Annotated in this window: 19 protein-coding genes; 10 read left to right on the top strand and 9 right to left on the bottom strand. The window is 43.3% G+C overall.

From position 1 onward, the window contains the following. Positions 1–276 precede the first annotated feature (276 nt). Both AC5JPO_RS01230 and AC5JPO_RS01225 read right to left on the bottom strand, forming a co-directional pair. Positions 277–1947 carry a fatty acid--CoA ligase gene (locus tag AC5JPO_RS01230; protein WP_493853084.1) on the bottom strand — a complete coding sequence of 557 codons (1671 nt, stop codon included), beginning with the start codon at positions 1945–1947 and terminating at the stop codon, positions 277–279. A gap of 345 nt (positions 1948–2292) precedes the next feature. After that, the gene (locus tag AC5JPO_RS01225) at positions 2293–3522 is read right to left on the bottom strand and encodes an MFS transporter (protein ID WP_493853083.1); all 1230 of its coding nucleotides are present in this window, start codon (positions 3520–3522) and stop codon (positions 2293–2295) included. Positions 3523–4093: 571 nt separating this feature from the next. Here AC5JPO_RS01225 and AC5JPO_RS01220 point away from each other — a divergent pair. Further along, the gene (locus tag AC5JPO_RS01220) at positions 4094–4840 is read left to right on the top strand and encodes a hypothetical protein (RefSeq protein ID WP_493853082.1); all 747 of its coding nucleotides are present in this window, start codon (positions 4094–4096) and stop codon (positions 4838–4840) included. A 170-nt stretch (positions 4841–5010) separates the two neighbouring features. Continuing rightward, positions 5011–5757 carry a hypothetical protein gene (locus tag AC5JPO_RS01215; RefSeq protein WP_493853081.1) on the top strand — a complete coding sequence of 249 codons (747 nt, stop codon included), beginning with the start codon at positions 5011–5013 and terminating at the stop codon, positions 5755–5757. A 134-nt stretch (positions 5758–5891) separates the two neighbouring features. On the opposite strand, the gene AC5JPO_RS01210 is transcribed toward AC5JPO_RS01215, so the two are convergent. Both AC5JPO_RS01210 and AC5JPO_RS01205 read right to left on the bottom strand, forming a co-directional pair. Further along, complete coding sequence (locus AC5JPO_RS01210; RefSeq protein WP_493853080.1) at positions 5892–6329, bottom strand: DUF3429 domain-containing protein; 438 nt, start codon at positions 6327–6329, stop codon at positions 5892–5894. Positions 6330–6401: 72 nt separating this feature from the next. Continuing rightward, positions 6402–7754, bottom strand: a complete 1353-nt coding sequence (locus AC5JPO_RS01205; RefSeq protein WP_493853079.1) for a DASH family cryptochrome — start codon at positions 7752–7754, stop codon at positions 6402–6404. Between the two features lie 359 nt (positions 7755–8113). Between AC5JPO_RS01205 and AC5JPO_RS01200 the strand changes: the two genes are divergently transcribed. Next, positions 8114–8359 (top strand): hypothetical protein, encoded by a 246-nt coding sequence (locus AC5JPO_RS01200; RefSeq protein ID WP_319051524.1) that lies wholly within the window; start codon positions 8114–8116, stop codon positions 8357–8359. 148 nt (positions 8360–8507) lie between these two features. Here AC5JPO_RS01200 and AC5JPO_RS01195 read toward each other — a convergent pair whose 3' ends face one another. After that, positions 8508–9986 carry an aldehyde dehydrogenase family protein gene (locus AC5JPO_RS01195; RefSeq protein ID WP_493853078.1) on the bottom strand — a complete coding sequence of 493 codons (1479 nt, stop codon included), beginning with the start codon at positions 9984–9986 and terminating at the stop codon, positions 8508–8510. A gap of 428 nt (positions 9987–10414) precedes the next feature. Between AC5JPO_RS01195 and AC5JPO_RS01190 the strand changes: the two genes are divergently transcribed. The 7 genes from AC5JPO_RS01190 (at position 10415) to AC5JPO_RS01160 (ending at position 18776) form a co-directional block, all read left to right on the top strand. Next, positions 10415–11014 (top strand): TetR/AcrR family transcriptional regulator, encoded by a 600-nt coding sequence (locus AC5JPO_RS01190; RefSeq protein WP_057760518.1) that lies wholly within the window; start codon positions 10415–10417, stop codon positions 11012–11014. A gap of 369 nt (positions 11015–11383) precedes the next feature. Then, positions 11384–12595 carry an iron-containing alcohol dehydrogenase gene (locus AC5JPO_RS01185; protein ID WP_101205076.1) on the top strand — a complete coding sequence of 404 codons (1212 nt, stop codon included), beginning with the start codon at positions 11384–11386 and terminating at the stop codon, positions 12593–12595. 167 nt (positions 12596–12762) lie between these two features. Continuing rightward, positions 12763–13812 (top strand): NADPH-dependent curcumin/dihydrocurcumin reductase, encoded by a 1050-nt coding sequence (gene curA / locus AC5JPO_RS01180; RefSeq protein ID WP_493853077.1) that lies wholly within the window; start codon positions 12763–12765, stop codon positions 13810–13812. A 157-nt stretch (positions 13813–13969) separates the two neighbouring features. Then, complete coding sequence (locus AC5JPO_RS01175; RefSeq protein WP_319051519.1) at positions 13970–14647, top strand: type 1 glutamine amidotransferase domain-containing protein; 678 nt, start codon at positions 13970–13972, stop codon at positions 14645–14647. A 44-nt stretch (positions 14648–14691) separates the two neighbouring features. Next, on the top strand, positions 14692–15321 hold the full coding sequence (locus AC5JPO_RS01170) for a glutathione S-transferase family protein (RefSeq protein ID WP_493853076.1): 630 nt from the start codon (positions 14692–14694) through the stop codon (positions 15319–15321). Positions 15322–15730: 409 nt separating this feature from the next. Then, positions 15731–17419: an MFS transporter gene (locus AC5JPO_RS01165; protein WP_493853075.1), complete on the top strand. Its 1689-nt coding sequence runs from the start codon at positions 15731–15733 to the stop codon at positions 17417–17419. A 70-nt stretch (positions 17420–17489) separates the two neighbouring features. After that, positions 17490–18776, top strand: coding sequence for an HlyD family secretion protein (locus tag AC5JPO_RS01160; protein ID WP_493853074.1), 1287 nt, complete (start codon positions 17490–17492; stop codon positions 18774–18776). Positions 18777–18894: 118 nt separating this feature from the next. Here AC5JPO_RS01160 and pdxH read toward each other — a convergent pair whose 3' ends face one another. The 4 genes from pdxH to AC5JPO_RS01140 all read right to left on the bottom strand — a co-directional run bounded on the left by pdxH (position 18895) and on the right by AC5JPO_RS01140 (position 24955). After that, positions 18895–19566 (bottom strand): pyridoxamine 5'-phosphate oxidase, encoded by a 672-nt coding sequence (gene pdxH / locus AC5JPO_RS01155; RefSeq protein WP_493852719.1) that lies wholly within the window; start codon positions 19564–19566, stop codon positions 18895–18897. A 69-nt stretch (positions 19567–19635) separates the two neighbouring features. Next, on the bottom strand, positions 19636–21003 hold the full coding sequence (gene glmM / locus AC5JPO_RS01150; RefSeq protein WP_493851967.1) for a phosphoglucosamine mutase: 1368 nt from the start codon (positions 21001–21003) through the stop codon (positions 19636–19638). Positions 21004–21198: 195 nt separating this feature from the next. Next, entirely contained in the window at positions 21199–22671 is a 1473-nt protein-coding gene (guaB, locus tag AC5JPO_RS01145; RefSeq protein ID WP_319051514.1) for an IMP dehydrogenase, read from the bottom strand. A 268-nt stretch (positions 22672–22939) separates the two neighbouring features. Beyond that, positions 22940–24955 carry a mechanosensitive ion channel family protein gene (locus AC5JPO_RS01140; RefSeq protein ID WP_493853073.1) on the bottom strand — a complete coding sequence of 672 codons (2016 nt, stop codon included), beginning with the start codon at positions 24953–24955 and terminating at the stop codon, positions 22940–22942. Between the last annotated feature and the right edge of the window lie 127 nt (positions 24956–25082).

The raw sequence follows: 25082 nt of genomic DNA, 5'->3' as shown, positions 1-25082 counted from the left end.
AAATGAGGCAATGTTATTTTATCATCGAAACGCTAGCAAGTCGTCATCGCATTAGAAGCGCTATCTGCACGTCCGAATCTACGAGGCTTACACGGTTCCGATTATAGTAGACAATGTCTGGATAATTACTGGTCATCCTTGCCAGAATTAAAAAACCGATACATTACGTATCGGTTTAAAATGTAGCAGAGCCTATTGCAAAGGTCAACTATTAAGCGTGTAACATGCGCTACATTTTGACAAATACAAATACAAATGTTCAACTGGTAGATATGATTACACTTGGGTTTGGTTGGCATATATCTCACGCATGACTTTTTTGTCATGTTTACCTACTGAGGTTTTTGGCAGCTCATCCACAAACTTAAACTGACTTGGTACGCCATATTTAGGAATGATACCGCGCTCTACTGCTTTCTCTGCGATGGCTTTGATATCGTCAGCACTAGTATCTTGGGCAGTAGGCTTTAGGACAACCAATGCTAGTGGACGCTCGCCCCACTGCTCGTCACGCACCCCTATCACCGATACGTCAGCTACTGAAGGATGTAGTGATAGAATCGTCTCAATCTCAAGCGATGATATCCATTCACCACCAGACTTGATCACATCTTTTAGACGATCTGTAATTTTGATATAACCATCAGGACGTATGTAGGCAATATCTTGAGTGTGCATATAGCCACTTTCCCACAACTCTTTACCAGCATCGTCGTTCTTAAGATAGCTTTGGGTCAACCAAGGCGCTCGTAGTACCAGCTCACCTGTGTTGTCTTGTCCTTTGCCAACTGATTTATTGCCTTCACCCCAGACCTGAGCATCGACCATAAGTACAGGCTTACCTGTCATACAGCGACGAGCAATGTCTTCTTCTTCGCTCATTTCAGGCTCATCAAGACTAAACTCAGTCAAACTGATAAGTGGCGCGGTTTCTGACATGCCGTAGCCTGTATAGACTTCGATACCCTGAGACATTGCTGTTTTTGCCAACCCTTCAGTCAACCTTGAACCACCAATGATCATTTTTAAACCATTGAAGCTAACACCACGATCCTGGGCTTCTTTGAGTACCATTTGCAGGATGGTAGGGACGCAATGAGTGATGCTGACTTTTTCGTTAATGATTAAGTCCATCAATGTATCAGGCGCATAACGCCCTGGATAAACTTGCTTTAGACCGACCATTGTCGCTGTAAATGGGAAACCCCATGCATGGACGTGGAACATCGGTGTCATCGGCATATAGACGTCACCGTAGCTGACACCTTGTTTGTTGGGGAGCATACCTAGAGTGGCGGCCTCTGCTAGGCTATGCAATACCAATTGGCGATGACTAAAGAAAACCCCTTTTGGGTCCCCTGTCGTACCAGAAGTATAAAAAGTCGTCGCGATGGTGTTTTCATCAAAATCTGGAAAATCAAAATCGCTGTTAGCAGCGTCTAGTAGCGCTTCATATTCGCCTGTGACACGGCTTTGGTTATCACCAAAGACACCTTCAGCCGTCACCCCATTATCATCGAGCCAAATGATGTGCTCGATACTAGAGTTTTCAAATTGATAGTCTTTGACCAGTGGCGCAAACTCAGAGTTGAGCATCAGCACTTTGGGCTTGGCATGGTTGATGGTGTATAGAACTTTTTCTGGGGAGAGACGAATATTGACCGTTTGTAGGATGTACTCTGACATCGGTACCGCAAAATAAGACTCAAGATAGCGATGACTGTCCCAGTCCATAACCGCAACCACGTCACCTGCATCAAGCTTTAGGTCTGCCAATACATTGGCCAATCGGTTAATACGTTCGAACAGATCTTTATATGTGAGGCGCTTTTTGTCCGCATAAATAATCTCTTGGTCTTGCGATACTGTTTTTGCACGGTTTAGTAGCTGCTTGACCAGTAATGGATAATCGTAGGCAGATGGTGCGCTGTGATATATATTTGACATAGATTTGACTTCCTTGTTTGTTGTATTTATAGGTTATATAGTCAGAGAACTGCTAAACAGCTACGACGTTATCCTCCCTAGACGTACTATTTGTACAATCTGCAGTCGGCTGCCTTGTACCTGTTTTAGATTTCTTTGACTATACACAGTAATGATAATTCGTAAAAATACTCATGTGGAATGTTTTGCCCAATCATTCTCATTTCTTAGTGAGTTTTTATAATGAACGACAACCTTAGTAGGTTAATAACATCGTTATAGATAGTAAGAAAAAAGCAGCGCCATGTAAAGCCGGCTTACATTAAGTAGCATAATGAGCAAATACATAATGTAGAGATCAGTCAGCTACTTTGACTGCACCGTGGTTTTGACCATCCCAACGCTGGCTATTATCAATGCCAATACTTGTACAATAACTAATAACCCTACTGTCATAGACCATTGCCCGCGTGCATAAGCCATACCGCACAACCACGCGCCGAGTGTGCCACCTGAGTAGTAACCCATATAATACAACCCCGATGCCAATGACCGTCCTTTTTTAACATTGACAGCAATGTAGCTGATGGTCGCTGACTGGGTGATAAACACACCAGATGACATGATGGCAAGCCCCATAACCACGCCCCACAGTGGCGTTACTAACGTTAATAACACCCCGACCATCGAGATAACAATAGCCACCCGTACGGTACGCGCTGAGCCAAATCGACGTAATAGTGATGTAGATAACGGTGTGATAATGACACCAAGTAAGTACACCGCAAAAATATTTGCAAGTGCACCAGTCGTCAGCTGATATGGCTCATCTGTCAGATGTAAATTAATAAAAGTAAAACAACCGACCAGCGAAAATAAAACGCAAGCACCCAGTAAACAAGAGGTGACCACGTAGCGATTGGTGACGTGCTCCCCTAGTGTTTGTATCGCTGAGCGAAAGTTGGGATTGGGTACAAAATGACGAGACGATGGCAGCATCTTACCGACCCATACCGCACCCAGTAGCGTTATCGCTGTCATGACATAGTAACCATGACGCCAGCCGATCAACTCATGCAAATGCCCTAGCAAAAACCGGCCCATAAAACCGCCGAACACTGACCCTGAGACATAAAACGACATCAGCTCGGTTACTGCGCGTCCCTCGAACTCCTCACCAATATAGGCAATCGTCACCACTGTAATACCTGGTACGGACAGCCCCTGCATAAAACGCCATAAACCTACCCAGCCGATGCTGGAGCTTTGGGCGATCAAGAATGTCGGTATGGCTAAGAATAGCAACGCACCAACCACAAATGATTTGCGACCGACAGCATCTGAGAGCATACCCAAAAACGGTGACATGATGGCAATTGCCAGTACCGTGGCGCCAACGATCATGCCAGCTTGTACTTCAGTCGCAGCAAAATCCACCATCATGACGGGGAGTACCGCTTGGATAGAATATATCTGTAAAAAAGCGAACATACCTATCAAACCAATCGTAAGCTTCAAAACCCACGACACTGAATGACTGGATGAAGGCGATGGTTTTGTGGCAATGCTTTGGGATTTATCTGTAGGATTATTCACAAGAGAGCTGACTATATTGGTTATGCTATGACAGTAGATCGAGCGTGTCATTAGCTTAAATGGTAAGAAAATATAACGCGAATTTATGACATCGACTTTTTATAGCTATAGCATAGACATGAAGTCGTAGAGGATAAATAGCTATCATAGTGATAAGAGAGGCATGTTAGCACATCAATTAATATACTCAGGTTTAAATGTGTTATTGGCAATTGATAGTGCTCTTGACTTAGATTAAAAAGTTAGGTTTAGATCATTATGGAGACGCTTGCCCTTATTAGACAAAACTCTATTTACTGATTGAAAGTGAGAGATGGTTTTTGCAATAAGCTCAATAACTACAGTAACTTTTAGCTATCAGACAACAGCTATAATCGCTGATTGTAGACTGATGGGCAGTTTTCGTTTGCTGAGATGGCATTTGGATAACGACTCTATTTCATCTTTACACATCTACATTGCTTATATCTTTTCTTCTACAGACATTATTTACCAAACCATTAATAATCGCATAGTGTTATATATAAATAAGTAAAATGATTGAACAAATGAACAGTAAAGGAGCATATCGATGAATGATGAAATTTATGATTTAGGTGCAGGGTTTTGGAGTATTCGAGGATCATTTATAAAAAATGGCATTATCGATATTGGTGTTCAATGTGCTCTAATAAAGCGACCATCAGGACGATTTATTTTTCTGGATAGTTACACGTTAACGGGAGATTTACGTCAACAAGTCATGGCACTGACTAATGGAGGTAGAGATGTCGAAGCCGTCCTCAACGTCCATCCATTTCATACGGTACACTGTGCCCAAATGGCACAAGATTTTCCGCAAGCGACATTTTATGGCAGTAGCAGACATCCGCAACAAGTCCCTGAAGTGAGCTGGGCAAATGATTTGGTAGAAAGTGACGCGGTCGCTGAGCATTATTCTGAGCTTCAATTTTCCATACCTAAAGGTATTCACTATATTGCGCCTGATGAAAACGTTCATGCAAGCTCATTGCTGGTATATCATCCTGCTAGCCAGAGCATCTATGTCGATGATACTTTTGAGATACCACCGTCAAAGCTATTCAATGCAGTACAGCCTAATCTTGGCTTGCACCCAACCACCAAAAAAGCACTCAAAACGGAACAAAACGCGGGCAAGCACTATTGCGATTGGGCAGTAGGTCTGGCACACGAGTGGCGTAATGTTCGTCATTTTTGCGGCGCACACTCAGGACTGATGGTATTTGAGGAAGGTCAATTTGAAGCAGCGCTCTTGTCAGTCATTGATAACACTCGCAATGAGCTTGAGAATCAATGATGCTAAAGACGTCTATGTTTGAAAGGTACAGTATCTAAAAGCATAATTTTTAGAAGTTAGAATTTTTATAATCTGTTATGTCTATAAGCGATTACAGTAAAATCTAAAGAACAAAAATTGAAAATCGTTGTGATTTTTTGAGTCAACATATTGAATAAGGAGAATTATAAATGTCAGAACAAATTCATGATTTAGGGGCAGGATTTTGGAACATACGCGGGTCATTCCGTATTGGCGGTGTGGTGAACATTGGTACCCATTGCTCACTTGTCAAACTGTCTTCAGGACGCTTTATATTTTTAGACAGCTACGCTTTAACAGGTGACGTTCGAGACGAAGTCATGGCACTGACCAACAATGGACAAGATGTCGAAGCCGTTCTCAATGTCCACCCGTTCCATACAGTGCATTGCGCCCAAATGGCAAAAGACTTTCCGCAAGCAACATTTTATGGCAGCAGCCGTCACCGCAAAAAAGTGCCAGAAGTGAATTGGGCAGATGATTTGGTAGAAAGTGACGCAGTCGCCGATCGCTATCCAGAGCTCAAGTTTTCGATTTCAGAAGGTATCGCCTATATCTCCTCAAACGAGATGATTCATGCAGGATCGCTACTGGCCTATCATCCTGCTAGCCAAAGCTTGCATGTTGACGATACATTTATGAGTCCACCAATGAAGCTACTAGAGGCTGTATTACCTGAGCTTATACTACACCCTACCACCAAAAAAGCCCTGAAAAATGAGCCAAACTCAGGCAAGCACTATTGTGACTGGGCAGAAGCGCTGGCACACGAATGGCGCGACGTTCGTAATTTCTGTGCGGCACATTCTTACCTTGTACAATTTAAAGAAGGTGGATTTGAAAAAGCATTGGTCAAAGCCATCAAAAAGGCTCGACCCAAGTTAGAAACAGCCTAGACTTGTGTATCGACGAACGTAGTCTGTGTACATAGATTTTATCAATACAAAGGAGGCTACCATATTGGTAGCCCCCTTTTCGTGTATCTTGCTCAATATCGTAGAGTGAATCTTTTAGTACTATATCGCATAACTTATAGCTGCAGAGCGGCTACGATTAGAGACACTATTACTATTCCTGTGACATAGGTTCGCACTTTAAAATAATTCTGAGTAATGATACGCGCTTGATTAAGACCATAATCAATCACCCACATACTGGTAAAACTAGCTGCTAATAACCAAATAAAGCTGACCGTAGATAGTATTAAAAACCCGAACCATAAGACAAGCGCTATCATATTGCTTAGAAAGGGTAATTTAATAGCCCATCTATCATTATCAGCTAAGCTCAGATGATTACCCCAATGCGCGCCTGCCATAAACGAAGCAATCACCAAGCCATATATACTCAGCACCTCAGTCGTCTTGCCCAACACCAGTATCGTATCACTATCTATAGCCAGTAAAAGCGCGCAGGCGATAAAGGGTATAGCACCTGCAAAAGTGAGATAAGGACTTGGTTTTTTCATGGTCTAAACCTATTTTGATTGTATGGTTAGTCTATTCAAAGCTGTAGCCTGCGCATCCGCAATGTTTAGCAATTATTCATCGCTCTTTTTAATATTGCCTTGCCAGTGGCGAATAAACGCACCCTCTGGATCGTATTGCTGGGTTTGCTTTTTAAGGTTGAACTGTCGAGATCCTCTTGGATCAGCACCCACACCTGCCAAATACTGCCAGTTGCCCCAATTGCTGCCAACATCGTAATCAATGAGATGTTGCTCAAAGTAAGCTGCCCCGTAACGCCAGTCAAGACCCAGCTCATGGACAAAACAGCTTGCGACCAGTTGCCGTCCGCGGTTCGACATATATCCCGTGGTGTTCAACTGATTCATGCACGCATTAACGATCGGATATGGCGTTTGACCCCGCGTCCATTGTGATAGACGTTCTTCATCTAGCTGAGTTGATGGCATGTGCTGACCGATACCTGTGAACCAAAATAGCTTTTGCTGATGCGTTATCGCGTACCAATAAAAATACTCGCGCCATAACAGCTCAAACCATATCCAATAGGTAGAGCCATTGGCAATAATGTCGCGCTCATAACGGCGCAGACGATTTAATACCGTATTTACAGACAGTGAACCATTGGCAAGCCACGCAGAGAGTTTGGTAGACTGTGTCCAGTTATCAAGCGCATTTCGCGTGGTCTTATACGTACTTGGTGCCTCAGAATCAAAATAACGCTCCAAATGTTTGAGACCGTTTGACTCCCCGCCTCTAAAACTATCGACCTCTTGCAAGTCGCATTGATGCGCGTCACAAAAATACTCACTCTTGTCAGCCATACTCTCAGGCATTGGCGCCAGTGACTCTGGCATTGGAGAAATAGCCGCGTCTTCTTCTGCATGCAATAAATCATGATCGCTTTCAATTTTCTTACGAAATTGGGTGAAGCTCTTGGGTAACTGATCTAGCGGTAACGCATCGAATAACATGGCCGTTGTCTGGACATGCCAGCGTATCTGCGGATGTTTATCCTGTAGTAAAGCATATACTTGGTTCTGATAATAATCAGAGGTTTTACTGACACAGATATCCGTTACTTGTTGGACTTCAATCAGCTCTTGCAACTGCGTAAGAGTGTCTGTCACTACAGCGTCTTTTTTTAGATACAGCAGTCTATTACCAAGCTGCATCAGTGAGGCATTCAAGTCAGCCAAGCTTTCTTGCAAAAACTGCTCGCGAGCACTACCCATAGTGTCATAATGATAAGCGGGGTCACTGTTGATATCATTCAGCCCCTCCGCCAATGACGATGCATAGACAAGCAGTAATTTTCCATTGCTAGATAGGTTAGCTGCTGTCGACAATGTCGCATTGTCCGCTACTCGCAAATCATTATGAAATAAGACCAATGTGACATTTTTATCAGATGACTGATGTGACATATCTAAACCTCGTGCTATGTATTTTAATTATGATGTTTAAGATTTTAGAGTAGCTTGCATAGGCAGTTCAATGTAACTTGAGTATAGAAAAGGCAAGTGAGCACGCTATAGACATGGTCAAATCAGAGAAGCAAGTAAATATGAACCAAGCAAACGTAGAAACAAATAGGCGACATATTTTTTGAAGTAATGATATAAATCCACTATCTTTTGTTGGCATCAAACAGTGAGACAATATAGTGATTCTACTTAGCATATATCAGATGTTGATTAGACAAGATGTCATACCCTAAATATCACTATAACCATTGACTCTCAAGAGCTTGGCTGCTTAAATAACTTACCTCTAGGAGAATATAATGACTAAAGAAAATACAGCTGAAGAGAATAAATCAGACGAAAAACGCAAACTTATTAATCGGTTTTTGATGAAACTGACGAAAGATCAGCCTCAAATGTATTACGCCACAACCTCTGAGATATCACGGAGTATTCATACCATGATAAAGGAGCATACCAATCGTTTATCAGTAGAAGAGCAAGCATTGGTGAGACGTATGACTATCGAAGAGATTGAGGGATTATTAGGCTTTCATGCTAGATAAATGACTAAGGTATATCCTCATTTTGAAAATCGTGGTACGCCCGAGCTGGCTCTCACATATATTGTTCTCAGTTGATTGCTGAACGCCATAAAAAAAGACCGCTATCAAAGCGGTCTTTTTTGTTGCCAGTCATTTTAGTATAAGGCTACTAGAATGGATACTGACGTGGTTCATTTTGCATTGAGATCCAATGCGTTCTAGTGAACTCTTCAAGCACCCACTCGCCGTTAAAGCGACCGATACCTGAGTTTTTCTCACCACCAAACGGCGTGTTGCTTTCATCATTGACTGAGATATCATTGATGTGGGTCATGCCAGCTCTGATACCGCGAGCGAAGCGCAGACCTTTTTGCATATCAGCAGTGAACACGGCACTAGACAGACCATACATAGAGTCATTGGCGATCGATAGTGCATCGTCTTCGTCTTTGGCACGGATGATACCTACCAGTGGTCCAAACACTTCATTACGTGATAGATCCATTTCGCGAGTCACTTCAGTAAAGATATGCGGTGGTACGACTTGGCCTTCAATCTCGCCACTTAATATCATTTTTGCGCCTTCTTCCTGCGCTTTAGCGATTTTTTCTTTAAGCGATTTGACTTGTTTTTCGTTGATGATTGGACCAATAGCGGTGTCTTGCTTATTAGGGTCCCCAACGTTCAATGTTTTGACATGCGCCAAGAAACGCTCTACAAAATCATCATATATCTCGTCTTCCACAATCACTCTGTTAATCGCGATACAGATTTGACCTTGATGTAAGAACTTACCAAAGGCAGCAGCTTTTACCGCTTGCTCAATATCAGCATCTTTTAATACAACAAATGGACTATTACCACCCAGCTCGAGTGCTACTTGCTTGATGTACTCACCGCCATTGGCAAGCTCACCAATGTGCTTACCGACTGAGGTTGAGCCTGTGAATGACACCAAACTTGGCGCTTTATGTTCGACGATTGCATCACCTATCTCACTACCTGAGCCGACCACGACGTTTAATAGACCTTTTGGTAGACCTGCTTCTTCAAACACTTTAGCCAATAGCAAACCACCTGTTACTGGTGTATCGCTAGCAGGCTTGAGTACCACTGCATTACCAAGTGCTAAGGCAGGCGCGATAGAGCGCTGCGTTAAATGTAGTGGGAAGTTCCATGGGCTAATAACAGCTACCACACCGATTGGCTCACGATAAATGAAGTTTTCTTTACCAGGAGTATTCGATGGGCGAATCTCACCATGGACACGATTAGGGAATGTCGCTGCTTCAAGGGTAATCGCGCGCGTCGCACCGAACTCGACCATGGCTTTGATACGTGTGCTGCCCGACTCTTTGATTAGCCAATCAACGATTTCTTCTTGGCGTTGATCGAGTATGTTTACGACTTTATATAACACTGCGGCACGCGCTGCTGGTGTCTGCTTGGCCCACGCTTCTTGAGCTTGGGTCGCCGCATCATAGGCTTCGTTCAACTGATCTTTGGTCGCTTGCTGAATCTCTACAAGCGTATCACCGTTATATGGGTTGGTATTGGTGTTGGTGCTATCATCTTTACCAGTTTGCCATTCACCAGCGATGAACTGCAAATGGAAGTCACTGTATGCACTCGTAGTATTGGTTGGCATAATCATCCTTATTTTTAATTTGTTATGTTGAGTATTGGTTTTCGATTATTAAAATAAAATTGTTAAGTCGGCGATATCTTAATGAGAAAATATCTGGCAGGTAGTAAGTCTGAAATCGTTACCAAGCTATCAATCAATAGTCATCAATTAAAAAAAGCTCTAATGAAAAATGATCTTTAGCAATAAATACTAACGGTAACGGATAACAACAAAACCTACCTTGCTAGACGACTGGTCTAATGCTACCATAACTACTAATAAAACAAGACTATTTTGTCAGTGAATATTGTTGATAAAACGTAACACATATAACTATATCCTATTACAATACGCCATCAACGTGACGTTCAAATGAACGCTAACTGTTTTAACTGACTATCTAATGCATACGCTAATACAAGCAACTACTAAGGGAGATAATCCTGTTTATGTCTAATACAGACGCAACGACACCAGATACTAAAGCTCATTTACTTGCCACTGGCTACCAATTAATCGCCAAAAAAGGTTTTACCGCTGTTGGTCTAAAGCAAATTTTAGATACAGCAGGTGTGCCAAAGGGTTCTTTTTACCATTATTTCGCTTCTAAAGAAGCCTTTGGTGAAGCCATTATTAATCATTACTTTAGCTTATATAAGACTCGGTTGGATGTCATCGATGCACAAGATGTCAGTGCACAGCAAAAGCTATATGATTATTTTCAAAACTGGTATGACACCCAGCAGAATGGCTGTGACCATGAGAAATGCTTGGTAGTGAAGCTCAGCGCAGAGGTAGCCGATATGTCAGAAACCATGCGTAAGGCACTCGATACTGGCTATCAGCAGACGACCATGTGGCTCGCTAAGCAGATCAAAGCTGGCTGGCTCGATGAGTCCGTCCCTCGTCACGATAACATCTCGGCTGAGAGTATGGCCAAGCGTTGGTATTTTGCATGGCTTGGCGCAAGCTTGATTGCAAAGATTAGCCAAACCAATACCCCTTTAGCAGAAATTTGGCAGATGACCACGACCCAAATGGGACGCTAATCGTCAACTGTTCGGATTTCTAGCGACTGCACTTCTAACGTAACCATTAAGGCACATTGAATATTCATAACGCTCATAGATAGTAGCTGTCAGTACTATGCTTGATTATTCAGTGTGCTTCATTGCCTTCTTTTTTTTAAACGAATTTCTTAAAGACATTTGAATACGGCTTAGACAGTTATACGAGAGTTTTGTAAATATAACTAGACGACTGGTCTAATTGGTGTACAATGCGCATAAATATTAAGAATGAATGTCTATACGAGCATTGCTTATCATTCATTGATTGATATCAGACAATATCCCATGTCAAAACCATTTAATTGAACCGTTTTTATTAAAAACTTTTTATTACTAATTAGGAATCTTATGAATAACTTCCAATACTACAACCCAGTCCGTATCGTTTTTGGTGAAGGTCAAATCGAGCAATTATCAGATTTAGTCCCTACTGATGCGCGTGTACTCATTACTTATGGTGGTGGTTCAGCACAGCGTACTGGTACTTTAGACGAAGTAAAGACTGCACTAGCGGCAAGCGGTAACCGTACGGTATTTGAATTTGGTGGCATTGAAGCCAACCCAGAATTCACCACACTACTTAAAGCCGCTGATATGGTTAATGAGCACAACATCGACTTCTTATTAGCAGTTGGCGGTGGTTCTGTGATTGACGGCAGCAAATTTGTGGCACTAGTATCTTCATTGACTGAAGAGGACGGCACTGTCTCACGTGACCAAGCTTGGGATGCCTTAACTGGTTATTGCAAAAACATTGATTCTGCTGTCGACTTGGGCGCGGTATTGACTATTCCAGCAACAGGTTCTGAGATGAACTCAGGCGGCGTGATCAACTATAGTGAACGTCAAGCAAAACTACCGTTTGGTAACCCACTTGCCTTCCCTAAATTCTCGATTCTAGATCCAATCAAAACACTTACCCTGCCTGAACGTCAGGTTATGAATGGTGTTGCTGATGCATTTGTTCATGTAATGGAACAATATCTGACTTACCCAGTAAACGCTAAAGTACAAGATGCCTTTGCTGAAAGCTTGCTTAAAATCCTTATTGATGAAGGTCTAGTTGTTAAGCAAGATCCAGAAAACCTAGAAACACGTAAGAACATTATGTGGACAGCGACCATGGCATTGAACGGTCTGATCGGTACTGGTGTGCCACAAGACTGGACAACCCATATGGTCGGTCATGAGCTGACGTCACTACACGCTATCGATCATGCACGTACGCTAACCATCGTATTGCCATCAGTCATGCGTGAGCTAAAAGAAAGCAAAAAAGAAAAACTGCTTCAGTATGCGCGTAACGTATGGAACATTACCGATACTGACTTAGACGACGATGCCATTATCGAAACAGCCATTGTTTACACTGAAAACTTCTTCCGCGAGCTTGGCTTGCCAGTTAGCCTAGAAGACGTTGACTTGACGGAATCAGCGATTGATCCAATCATCAAGCAACTTGAAGTGCATAACATGGTTAAGCTTGGTGAACATGGTACCAACGACCTAGAAGTATCACGTCGTATCTTGCAGCGTGCTGTAACTAGCAAAGCGTCTTAGTAAGCGCTATAGCAAGAACTGTCAGAACAATTATAAGAAAAATCGCGACAGTAACAATGAGTACATATCGTTATGCTATTTATAGTAGTAGCTATTCCATGCTGAGTAGCTGCTACACTTAACACCACTATAATAATGACAATTAATAAATATAAAGGAGTCCTACAATGAGCTTCGACAAACAACAGAATCAACAAACAAACCGTCAAATCAAATTGGCTAGCCGTCCTAATGGCGAGCCAACTGCTGACAACTTTGACATGGCGACTAGCGACATTCCTACGCCAAAAGATAACGAGATGCTACTACGCACGGTATATCTGTCACTAGATCCATATATGCGTGGACGTATGAGCGATGCAAAAAGCTATGCAGACCCATTAGAAGTCGGTGACGTCATCATGGGTGGTACCGTAGCGCAAGTGGTCGAGTCCAATGTCGATGGGTTTGCTGTCGGTGATTTGGTGGTATCAAACTCAGGCTGGCAAGACTATAGCGTCAGTGATGGCGAAGGTGTCCTGAAATTGGACAAAAATATGTCTAACCCTTCTTATGGTTTGGGCGTATTAGGTATGCCTGGATTCACAGGTTACATGGGTTTGACTGATATTGGTAAACCAAAAAAAGGCGAAACCTTAGTTGTCGCAGCAGCTACTGGCCCTGTCGGTGCAACGGTTGGTCAAGTTGGTAACCAATATGGTCTACGTACAATTGGTGTGGCAGGTGGCAAAGAAAAATGCGACTTTGCGGTCAATGAACTTGGTTTTGATGTCTGCATCGACCATAGAGCTGATGACTTTGCTGAGCAATTAAAAGCTGCCTGTCCAGATGGTATCGACATCTATTACGAAAGCGTTGGCGGTCAAGTATTAGATGCTGTTCTACCGTTGCTAAACGATCATGCGCGTATTCCTGTATGTGGTCTCGTATCACAGTACAACGCAACTGAATTACCTGATGGTAAAGACCGCTTAGGCATGCTGATGGGTCTTATCTTAAGCCAGCGTTTAACGGTCAGAGGTTTTATTATCTTTGAAGAGTATGGCGATCACTTCCCAGAGTTCTTAGAAACCATGAGTAAATGGGTAGAATCAGGCGATGTCAAAACCAAAGAATATATCGCTGATGGTTTAGACGATGCACCCAATGCTTTCGTCGATATGCTAAATGGCGACAACTTTGGCAAAACAGTTGTCAAAGTAGCTGACGTTAAGTAGCTACTGATAGTTGTTAATCGTTGTTAATAACTACTTAACAACATAACTAGCTAAGATCACTACTGAAAATTACGTTTGAAGCAGGAATAATACTAACAGTCATTTAATGACTGCGACTCAACTGCTCACTCACAATAAACAATAAATAAGGAAAACTATGAATATTTTAATGGTACTAACTTCTCATGACCGTCTAGGCGATACTGGTAAAAAAACAGGGTTTTGGTTAGAAGAATTTGCAGCCCCTTACTATGCATTTTTAGATGCTGGCGTCAACGTGACCCTAGCCTCTCCTGCTGGTGGTCAGCCACCACTAGATCCTAGTAGTGATACTGAAGACACGCAGACTAAAGATACTAAGCGTTTTAAAGACGACAAAGATGCTCAAGAGCATTTGGCCAATACCAAAAAACTTGCTGATATGAAAGCGGAAGACTTTGATTCAGTCTTTTATCCTGGTGGTCATGGCCCACTATGGGACTTGGCAGTAGATAAGAACTCTATCAATCTGATTGAGACTTTTGTCAAGCAAGATAAGCCTGTCGCGTTTGTTTGTCATTCTCCTGCAGCACTCAAGAACGTAAAAGTTGATGGTGAGTACTTAGTAAAAGGCAAAACAGTCACTGGTTTCACTAATTCAGAAGAAGATGCCGTTGGCCTAACAGACGTTGTGCCATTCTTGGTAGAAGATGCACTCAAAGCTAATGGTGGTAACTACGAAAAAGCAGCTGATTGGGAATCGTTTGTCGTCGAAGATGGTCTATTAATCACTGGTCAAAACCCAGCATCATCAGAAGAAGCAGCTACGCGCCTTGTCGCCAAGCTAAAAGGTTAAGACCCAGAAACTAATAAATCACATCATGTACTAAGGTCGATATTATGATTCGCTTACATCATCTCAATCAATCACGCTCGTTGCGTACGCTTTGGCTCCTAGAAGAGCTAGGCGTGCCTTACGAAGTTGTTAGTCACCAACGTGATGCCAAAACTCATTTGGCACCAGACTCTCTAAAAGCTGTGCATCCACTTGGTAAATCTCCGGTTATCGAGATCGATGGACAGGTTTATGCTGAGTCAGGCGCTATCACTGAGTTACTGATTGAGAGGTTTGCACCAGAGCGTCTACGCCCTGAAACTGGTAGCTCTGATTATGGCTACTATTTACAGTGGATCGACTTTGCTGAGAGCTCACTCATGTTGCCATTGATGCTAGAGCTATTTACCAAAAAAGCAGGCATCAATGACAATGAGTTTTTGAATGGTTATATTGAGACAGAAAAGACAAGATTGTTCAAATATTTGGACACATCGGTTGAAGGCAAATCCTTTATCGTCGGTGATAAGCTCAGCGGTGCTGACTTTATGCTGTCATTTGATTTGATTATTTTGGCCAAGCGTCAAAAGCTTGACGCTTATCCTCATATCAAACAATACGCTGAAGCGCTTGCCAGTCTGGATAGCTATCAGCGTGCTATGCAGTTAGAATCAAAGTATGACGAGTCTATCTAGACTTTTGTTTTAACTACTGCATATCAATCGTATGATGTACATAAGCAGCTCTTTATAGAGCTGTTTTTTGTGCGTACTCTATTTTGTGCTTGTAGTGGTAGCGAAAGTACAAGGATAACGACAGTGCAGTGATAAAGGAAGTAAAACTCGCTTTGGTATGTAAGAGATTGAGAGTTAGGCGTACACAACCGACACCACGTTGCCACGTGGCTTATAATTTACGTGCACATGACAGAAGCTCCACCGAACTCGTGATAAAATATTTTTAGCGATTATTGAGTTACCCCTCATACTCCCTCAGTCAATCGACTGACCTTTGACGTTTAAAACACCAATGACACTGTCCTGACTCCCCGTCTGGAATTTGTCCTATGTTGCTTCATTTCTTTATACAGATTGTGGTCCGCCCATGACTAACGAATACCAGTTTAAGCCCCATGAAAAACCACTCATGGTAGGCTCTCCAGCCAATCCTGATCACCCTACCCGCCGCAAAGTATTTTATCTACTGATTGGAATATTTATTGGTCTCACAGCCAGCTTCCAAAATGGTCTACTTGTTGCAAACCTCTCTCAAATACAGGGCGAGATGGGATTAGCGCCTATTGAAGGAGGCTGGATATCTGTGAGTTACAACATGACCAACGCTTGTATTACTGTCCTGCTGTACAAGATCCGTCAGCAATTTGGCATGTCACTTTTTAGTAAGATCACTTTATTCTTCCTACTGGCTGCCACAAGTCTGCAATGGCTGATTAGTAGCCACTTGCTAGATACGCCTAGTATTAGAATCGAGCCCTATTATCTAGAGATTGTCGCAAGGGGCCTTAGCGGTATGGTGGCCAGTGGCATGACCATATTGGGATTATTCTATTGCCTACAAGGCATGCCAACCGTCAAACGGACTAGTGGCTTGATACTAGGATTTGGCTTGGTGCAGTTTGGTATTCCTCTATCACGTATCATCTCGCCCTACCTTGCCATCGATGGTCAGCTTGAAAACTTATTCTTATTCCAACTTGGTTTGGCATTGATTTGCTTTGGACTGATTAATCTTTTGGAACTACCACCAGGTAATATCGAAAAAGTATTTGAGAAACTTGATTTTTTAAGCTTTGCTTTTTTTGCCAGTGGTTTGGCCGCGTTGGCTGTTGTACTGGTACAGGGTCGAATATTATGGTGGACGACGCCTTGGCTCATTTATCCGCTTATTATTGCTATCGTTGGGATTAGCATTGCATTATGGATTGAGACTCATCGCAAAAACCCAATGTTACAAGTCCGCTGGATGCGTAGCCGTAATATTATCGCCTTTATGGTGACAGGTGCTGTGATGCGAATCTTGCTTTCTGAACAGACTGTCGGCGCCGCAGGATTACTTGCCACGCTAGGCTACGGCGGTGATCAGCTGATTACCTTTTATATCGTCATATTGGCCGCCAGTGTATTGGCTTTGGTCATTAGTGTTTTTAGCACCAATCCAATGGATTTACGCCGGCCCGTTATTTTTGCAGTAGCATTGATAGCGTTGGGGTCTTGGATGGATGTTGGAGTGTCTATTAATTCAGCACCTTACATGTTTTATCTCAGCCAGTTTTTAATTGCCTTTGCCGCCGTATATTTTATGGGGCCTTTGGTTTTTGAAGGGTTTTTGCGTGCGATTGCCAGTGGTCCTGCCTATATTATTAGTTTTTCCGTGATTTTTGGTATTTCTCAAACGATTGGCGGCTTGGCAGGTGCAGCCGCTATTCAAGCGTTTACGACTGTTCGTACACAATCACACTATGCAGATATGGTCAGCTCACTTAATTTGGGTGATCCTGCTTTTAGCGCTCAAATAGCAGGTACTCGTAATATGCTATCAAGTCAGACCACTGATGCTGCCCAAGCAAATGCTGGTGCAGTAAGCCAAGCGTTACAAGATATTCAGCGCCAAGCAGCAGTGGCGGCGTATAGCGATCTGTTCTTTTTGATGGCCGTCCTTGCCACGGCTGTTACGATTATTTTACTGCTCAATTATATTTATAACCGTTACCACAAACGCAACCCGCTGGCTAAAGAGCTCGCTGTCATTGCAAAAATGCGTGAAACCAAATAACTGGGTCTATTATCCCAACAGTCACCTTTAAACCTGTTTGGTATTTTTATTAAAAACTTAGGAGCACGTCATGAGCCAAAAAAAACCAGATGAGCTTAACCAAACCTCTCAGGCGTCTACTGGTGCTCCAGCAACAGATACACATATAGCATCGTCTTCTACTCAAGCACAGAAGACCACAGATGCAACACAAACAACAGCAAATTCTGATATACCAAATAGCAATAATACGATAGCAGACACTACAGAAAACCCAGCAGATAGCAATCAGACACCCATGCCAACAAAAGAGCCCATCACAGACACCACTGGATGGTCGCCTAAGAAAAAATCCTATCTGAATTTAGCGTTTTTGATTGTGCTGATTGTCATAGGTGTGGCATTGATATTGTATGCGTGGAAGCTCCCACCATTCACGCCTACGACGCAACAGACCAATAATGCTTTTCTCAAAGGTCAGACAACCATTATCAGCCCGCAAGTTTCTGGTTATGTCACTCAAGTGGCAGTGGAAGATTTTGCTAATGTGAAGGCAGGTGATTTACTGATAAAAATAGATGACCGAACGTTTCAGCAGCAGCTCGAACAGGCCCAGGCCAACACTGAAGTCGCTGTCACTAACCGCGCTACTAATGATCAAGATACACAATCGAGTCAAGCACAGATCGAAGCACGCAGAGCGGATGTATACAGTGCCAAAATCAATGTAGAGAGTGCTCGCGAAGACGTCAATCGCTACCAAGGTTTAGATGCTATTGGCGCTGTATCAAAAGCAGAAGTGGCTCATATCAAAGCACAACTCGCTCAAGCACAGGCAAGTTTGCAACAAGCAGAAGCAAACCTACAATCTGCGCAAGAAAACCGGGCAAAAACCAGTGGCAGTCGACCTTCATTGGATGCGAACATCAAAAATGCGGAAGCAGGCGTCAAGCAAGCAAGAATCAATCTAGACAATACTATTATTACAGCACCTGAAGCAGGTCAGCTTAGCCAGGTCAGTGTTAAAGAAGGTCAGTACGTTAGCGCAGGTACTCAGCTTATGTATATCGTACCGAAAGGCATTTGGATTATTGCAAATTTCAAAGAAACTCAGATTGCCAGTATGGCAGTCGGTAAACCTGCAACCATTCATGTCGATGCGCTTGGCGGTGCCAAATTTACGGGGCACATAAGTAACATCTCACCAGCGACTGGCAGTGAGTTTAGTGCAGGTGCGGCCAATCCTGCAACAGGCAACTATATCAAAGTGGCTCAGCGTATCCCTGTACGAATAGACTTAGACCAAAATCAGCCTGAACTTGCACGGTTGCGTCCTGGGATGTCAGTCTCCGTTGATGTCGATACCAAGGCGAAATAAAAAATAATACCGAATAAGCTAAATAATTCATGCAAAAAAGCCACTCTAGATACCAAAGAAACTGGGTCTAGAGTGGCTTTTTTATTTTTGTATAGTCTATAGCGTGAAACCCTAGCAACTATGGTAGCAAACGCTTGGTTGTCCAACCTGTATTACCTTCGTGACCTTTACTATCGTCGCCGCCAATCTGCGTATATATGATTCGATCATGCATACGATTAGCGCGGCCTTGCCAAAACTCAATCTTCTCAACCGTAATCTCATAACCACCCCAAAACGCTGGCGTCGGTACCGTAGTATTGGTTGGATGTTTTTCTTGAAGTTGTTCAAACGTTTGCTCCATGACCTCACGATTGGCAACTTCACCACTTTGCGGTTGACTGACCCACGCACCTACTTGGCTATCGTGCGGGCGTTTTTGAAAGTAGCTCGCAGATTTATCAGCATCAATCTTAGCAATAGGACCACTGATACGAATCTGACGCTCGAGCTCGTGCCAAAAAAACAGCACCTCTGCATTGGGATTCTCTGCAATATCCTGTCCCTTAGCGCTTTCGTAATTGGTATAAAAGACAATACCGGTATCGGTAATCTCGCGCAATAAAACGATACGTACGCTAGGCTTATTATCTACGCCGCATGTCGCTAGGCTCATTGCATAAGGCTCTTGTACCTTTTGAGCGAGCGCCTCATCCATCCACCCCTTAAAAAGCTCAAATGGTGATGCTGGTACTGACTGTTGATCAAGCTCGCCTTTCTCGTATGAAAGGCGTTGGTCGGTAAAATCCATACTCATGATCATTCCCTATTATAGAATTATGATGTCATTATTTTAGTGATTGTTAGCTCAGTATTGATTTTAACCCAATACTGACTTGATCTGATCAGCCAAATCATTTGCCATTACGTCACATTCTATTTCGTCATCTGACTCGACCATGACTCGAATCATAGGTTCAGTACCTGATTGGCGAATGAGTAGACGGCCACGGCCTTCTAAGGTTGCTTGAGCCTTGTCAAAAGCAGCAACCAGTTCTTCATACTGAAATGGGTCTTGCATCTGAGACAGTCGCACATTGACTAGCTTTTGCGGCAGTACCTCAAAACCCTCAACAAGCTCACTTAGAGCACGCCCTCGTGCCTGCATCACCGCTAATACTTGTAAACCTGCGATGATGGCGTCCCCTGTTCTGCTCTTATCTAGACATAAAATATGACCAGATGGCTCGCCGCCCAATATCCAGCCATTGGCTTCTAAGTCCTGCATTACATAGCGATCGCCTACTTTTGCACGGGTAAACTCAATGTCTGCCGCTTTTAGCGCCAACTCTAACCCCATGTTACTCATAAGCGTACCAACGATACCTTTAACTTTGTTTGTCGCTTGGGTTGCAAGCACATACAAAATACCATCACCATCGATTAGATTACCCATCTCATCGACCATCACAATACGGTCACCATCACCATCTAATGCGATACCGACATCTGCTTCATGCATGAGTACTGCTTTTTGTAGGCCTTCAGGATGCGTAGAACCACAATCAGCATTGATATTAATACCATCAGGTGTGTTATTAATAGCGATAACAGTGGCGCCCAGCTCACGCATCACTCTAGGCGCTACGCTATAACCTGCCCCATTGGCACAATCAACCACGATGGTTAAATGACTAAGATCATATTGATAAGGGAAGCTGCCTTTACAGAACTCGATATATCGACCTTTTGCATCATTAATGCGATTGTTTTTACCCAGCTGCGAAGGATCGATGATAGGCATAGTGACATCATTACCATTAGCGCTACTCATAATGGCTGTCAGCTTGTCATTGATAGACGCTTGCATCTCATCACTGATTTTTTTACCGTTACCAGAAAAGAATTTGATGCCATTGTCATAATAAGGATTATGTGAGGCTGAAATAACAACGCCAGCATAAGCATTGAAGCTGCGAGTTAAATGGGCGATAGCAGGCGTCGGTAGTGGACCGAGCATATGAACGTCAACACCAGCCGCATTGAACCCTGCCTGCAATGCGCCTTCAATAACATAACCTGAGAGACGAGTATCTTTTCCAATGACCACACTTGGTTTGCGCGCAGGGTTTTCATTATTTTCTATGAGAACCAGTCCAGTGACATAACCCAGCTTTAGGATAAAATCAGGTGTAATAGGCAACTCGCCAAATTTTCCACGGATACCATCAGTACCAAAATAACTCATTATGTCTCTTCCTCAAGTCCAAAATAAAAGGCCTAACGTATATGTAGGCAAAATCATTATTGTAATAATCTGTTTTGTATTTTACAAAAAAAACAGCCAACAATAACAAAGCATTGTTGGCTGTTTGTATCTCAAGACCACTGTAGCCCTTAAACTGGGCTGGTTTTGAGACCGTATAGGACTATAGAGTAGCGTTTAGCTTACTCGGTAGTTCGGCGCTTCTTTAGTAATCTGCACATCATGAACATGTGACTCTTTCATGCCTGCTGAGGTTACTTTGATAAACTGTGGATTGGTACGCATATCTTCGATAGTCGCTGAGCCTGTATAACCCATAGATGAGCGCAGACCACCAACCAACTGGTTGACAATACCGGCGACTGGGCCTTTATAAGGGACGCGACCCTCGATACCCTCTGGCACCAGTTTTTCTACGCCATCTTTGGCGTCTTGGAAATAACGGTCTGATGAGCCGTTTGATCCTGACATCGCGCCCAAGCTACCCATACCGCGGTAAGCTTTGTAGTAGCGACCTTGGAACAGCTCAACTTCACCTGGTGCTTCTTCTGTACCTGCCATGAGCGACCCAACCATGATGCATGATGCACCAGCAGCGATGGCTTTTGCCATATCGCCTGAATAGCGGATACCGCCGTCAGCAATCAGTGGGATGCTGTCTTTCAGTGCACTAGCGACGTTATCAATAGCAGAGATCTGCGGTACGCCAATACCAGCAATAATTCGCGTGGTACAGATAGAACCAGGACCGATACCAACTTTTACGGCATCAGCGCCTGCATCACGTAGGGCTATTGCTGCTTCACCAGTTGCAATGTTGCCGCCGATAACTTGAACGTGCGGATAGTTCTTTTTGATCCATGATACTTTATCGATCACGCCTTTTGAGTGACCATGTGCTGTATCAACAACGATCACGTCGACGTCAGCTGCGATCAATGCTTCGACACGTGCTTGTGTGTCTGCACCAGTACCAACCGCTGCACCAACACGCAGACGACCTTGGTCATCTTTGCACGCATTTGGGTTGTTTTCAGCTTTGGCAAAGTCATTGACCGTAATCAAACCACGCAAACGGAAGTTATCATCAATCACGATAACTTTTTCGATGCGGTGTTCGTGGAGTAATCTTTTGATGTTTTCGTTACTCTCGCCTTCTTGCACCGTTACCAGCTGCTCTTTTGGCGTCATGATCTGGCTAACTGGTAGCGAGAGGTTGGTTTCAAAGCGCCAGTCTCTGTGAGTGACGATACCCACAACATTATCTGTGCCTTTTTCGACGACAGGGACACCTGAGATATTATTATCTTGTGTCAAACGCAGTAGTTCACCAATCGTCATCTCTGGGTGTACAGTGATAGGATCGACAACGGTACCCGCTTCAAATTTTTTGACACGGCGTACTTGTGTGGCTTGCTTTTCAATATCCATGCTCTTGTGCAAGATACCCATGCCACCAAGCTGTGCCATTGTAATCGCCATTTCAGACTCAGTCACGGTATCCATCGCCGCAGAGATAAGCGGAAGATTAAGCGTGATGTTTTTGGTCAAACGAGTAGAAAGATCAGCAGTCTTTGGCAGAACTTCCGAATAGGCTGGCAATAGTAAAACGTCATCAAAGGTTAAGGCTTCATCGACAATTCGCAACATACAGACCCCTAGTGGTGGTTATTTTGATGGGTAGGAATTCATGGCTTAACATATCAGTCGTTGCAGCTGCCTGCGCAGTGTCGACTCATCGCTAACCACTCAGTTATCCTATAAAAATAACGCCATATTATAACAAATAAGCACCTCTCTGACATAGTCTATTTGTCAGATTATTTTACATAAATGAGTCTTTTTATATTGATAGACAAACTGTGCAGCATTCGCCTATCAATAAGTACTGTATACCCTCGATGAGTTTTTTCTAAAGCTACTCACCTGATTTTAAGGTAAAACGCTCTGTCGGTAGGTACGCGTTTTGCTGCTCATATAAGTAACCAAGCATTTTTTCTCGTACTTCGCAAGCAAGCGTCCACGCCTCTATAGGACCTACTCCTGCAACTGCACCGCGCAGCTGAACGGTATTCTCTGTCACATCAACGACAAATATTTCAGGCTCAGTATCTCCATCCCAGAGCTCATTTTCTTTGGTCACTGATATAAAGTGCTGACGAATGGCCTCAATATCTGCGCCATAATCGATGTATAAGAATACCGGACAAGTCTGATGTACTTCGGTATGAGACCAATTCTCTACTTTTTCGGTGATTAGCTCACGCATTGGCACGATCAATCGACGTTCATCCCAGGTTTTGAGTACTGCATAAGTGTAACGCAAGTCTTCAACGGTACTAAAATTACCTTCCATTATTACACTATCGCCAATACGTACAGGCTGCGTCACCGCTACCTGTACCCCAGCGATGATATTGCCCAGTATAGGCTGTGCAGCGATACCAAGCACCACGCCCGCAATACCAGCCGAGGTCAGTAATGTTTTGCCAAGCCCTTCCATATTGGCAAATTCACTCAGACCTATCCAAATACTCCCCAATACCATGACAAATATAAAGACACGGCGAAATATCGATACATAGGTGCGACGACGACGAACTTTGTCAAAGTGCTCCTCTGCCAAGTTTTCGATCTGTAAGTCTTGATAGCGATTTGCAAAAAAATTGATAACACGTATACCAAGCCACATGGCACTCAGTACCAGTCCAGTCCAAATTAGAGGGCGGATGGAGGATGCGACGGCATCTAGATAAGGAAATCCACCAGATACTAAGGTAAAAACGAGTGAAAAACTGATGGTAAATGTCAATGGTACTGTTAACTTGTTGACCAAGTCAGTCACACCATTAGCACTATTGGTGTACTTGTTATATTTCTCCTCATCGACATATCGATTGATGAGCTTTCCTGTGCCTTTACTCAGTAACCACCCTAAACCCATGGTCAACAAGAAAAAGAGCACTAACGATAAAAACTCCCATAGCGCAATCCCAAAAAACTTTAGTTTTAACCAAATAGGTAGATAGCGTTCAAACTCTGCTGGATGATACTGTTCATACAGATTTTCGATATTGCCAACGGTTTGCGCAGAGAACACCCATGTTGGCGCTTGATCTTCTACTCGTACCCGCTCCAAATGAATGGGCACTCGGCGCTCTCGATATTCAATATAGCCAAGTTGAATCGAGCGCCTAGGAATACCCATGACGCTGCTACCATTGCCAAGCGGCGGCTCAATCAAACCATCGGGGCGATCTGGCATATCATCGAACACATATAGCTCTTTTTGAGTGAGCAGATAATCCAGTTGCTTGGTCAGATCAAGCGCACGACTACGCTGATCTTGCTCATTAATCAAATTCATGTTGAGCGCGTAAGCTGCCAAGTCATACTGCTGCTTCATTACTGCCGACTGGAAAAACTCCAAGGTTGCGAGTGGTGTTGCCAGATTGGGCGGCTTGTCTAGAGGTGGTAGTCCTTCATTGATGGTGTTGAGCAAATAGTAATTTGCGTTATATTCACCCGTGAGTCCAGTATCGCCTTGCAATGTACCCGCTTGCTGTACTGCGCTACGCTCTGTCGGGTCAAATATCTCTTCGCTAATATCGGAGATATTGACGCCAGTACTTTTGACCGTGTTTACCTGCTGAACAGCGTACTCCGCTAGATTGTCCGGCTTACTAATTTCTTGCGAATGATTCTGTTCACTGCCGCTTGTTTCAGCATTAGTGCCTGCTGCATTGGCAGGTGTATGAAGGGCACTGATGGCTATAATCAAAAGACCTAACATAGCTTTTAGTGCATGACGGTGAGCACTAGGACGCTCTGTATTGTGCCGATCTATATTGCGGTGCTCTATATGTCGACTCCTATGGCTTACAGCCGGTGCAGCAACATGAGCATCAACGGTAGTATTTTTTAGAGTAGTCATATTTCAAAGCCAGTAGTCTAAAATGGAAGTGAGTATAAAAGTTGCATTTGATATGCTTTAACCTAATGTAGTGTACAAAAAAAAGCCAGCACAGCGCTGACTTAATTTACAACTATATTCTCACTAT

The organism is Psychrobacter sp. H25 (assembly GCF_059076335.1).
Note: the sequence above shows the minus strand (reverse complement) of the source record. Positions and strands in the feature narration are given on the sequence as shown.

Excerpts from the sequence above, each read along its gene's own strand:
- AC5JPO_RS01230 (WP_493853084.1), bottom strand. The coding sequence starts at position 1,947 with ATGTCAAATATATATCACAGCGCACCATCTGCCTACGATTATCCATTA.
- AC5JPO_RS01220 (WP_493853082.1), top strand. The coding sequence starts at position 4,094 with ATGAATGATGAAATTTATGATTTAGGTGCAGGGTTTTGGAGTATTCGA.
- AC5JPO_RS01215 (WP_493853081.1), top strand. The coding sequence starts at position 5,011 with ATGTCAGAACAAATTCATGATTTAGGGGCAGGATTTTGGAACATACGC.
- AC5JPO_RS01210 (WP_493853080.1), bottom strand. The coding sequence starts at position 6,329 with ATGAAAAAACCAAGTCCTTATCTCACTTTTGCAGGTGCTATACCCTTT.
- AC5JPO_RS01205 (WP_493853079.1), bottom strand. The coding sequence starts at position 7,754 with ATGTCACATCAGTCATCTGATAAAAATGTCACATTGGTCTTATTTCAT.
- AC5JPO_RS01200 (WP_319051524.1), top strand. The coding sequence starts at position 8,114 with ATGACTAAAGAAAATACAGCTGAAGAGAATAAATCAGACGAAAAACGC.
- AC5JPO_RS01195 (WP_493853078.1), bottom strand. The coding sequence starts at position 9,986 with ATGCCAACCAATACTACGAGTGCATACAGTGACTTCCATTTGCAGTTC.
- AC5JPO_RS01190 (WP_057760518.1), top strand. The coding sequence starts at position 10,415 with ATGTCTAATACAGACGCAACGACACCAGATACTAAAGCTCATTTACTT.
- AC5JPO_RS01185 (WP_101205076.1), top strand. The coding sequence starts at position 11,384 with ATGAATAACTTCCAATACTACAACCCAGTCCGTATCGTTTTTGGTGAA.
- curA (WP_493853077.1), top strand. The coding sequence starts at position 12,763 with ATGAGCTTCGACAAACAACAGAATCAACAAACAAACCGTCAAATCAAA.
- AC5JPO_RS01175 (WP_319051519.1), top strand. The coding sequence starts at position 13,970 with ATGAATATTTTAATGGTACTAACTTCTCATGACCGTCTAGGCGATACT.
- AC5JPO_RS01170 (WP_493853076.1), top strand. The coding sequence starts at position 14,692 with ATGATTCGCTTACATCATCTCAATCAATCACGCTCGTTGCGTACGCTT.
- AC5JPO_RS01165 (WP_493853075.1), top strand. The coding sequence starts at position 15,731 with ATGACTAACGAATACCAGTTTAAGCCCCATGAAAAACCACTCATGGTA.
- AC5JPO_RS01160 (WP_493853074.1), top strand. The coding sequence starts at position 17,490 with ATGAGCCAAAAAAAACCAGATGAGCTTAACCAAACCTCTCAGGCGTCT.
- pdxH (WP_493852719.1), bottom strand. The coding sequence starts at position 19,566 with ATGGATTTTACCGACCAACGCCTTTCATACGAGAAAGGCGAGCTTGAT.
- glmM (WP_493851967.1), bottom strand. The coding sequence starts at position 21,003 with ATGAGTTATTTTGGTACTGATGGTATCCGTGGAAAATTTGGCGAGTTG.
- guaB (WP_319051514.1), bottom strand. The coding sequence starts at position 22,671 with ATGTTGCGAATTGTCGATGAAGCCTTAACCTTTGATGACGTTTTACTA.
- AC5JPO_RS01140 (WP_493853073.1), bottom strand. The coding sequence starts at position 24,955 with ATGACTACTCTAAAAAATACTACCGTTGATGCTCATGTTGCTGCACCG.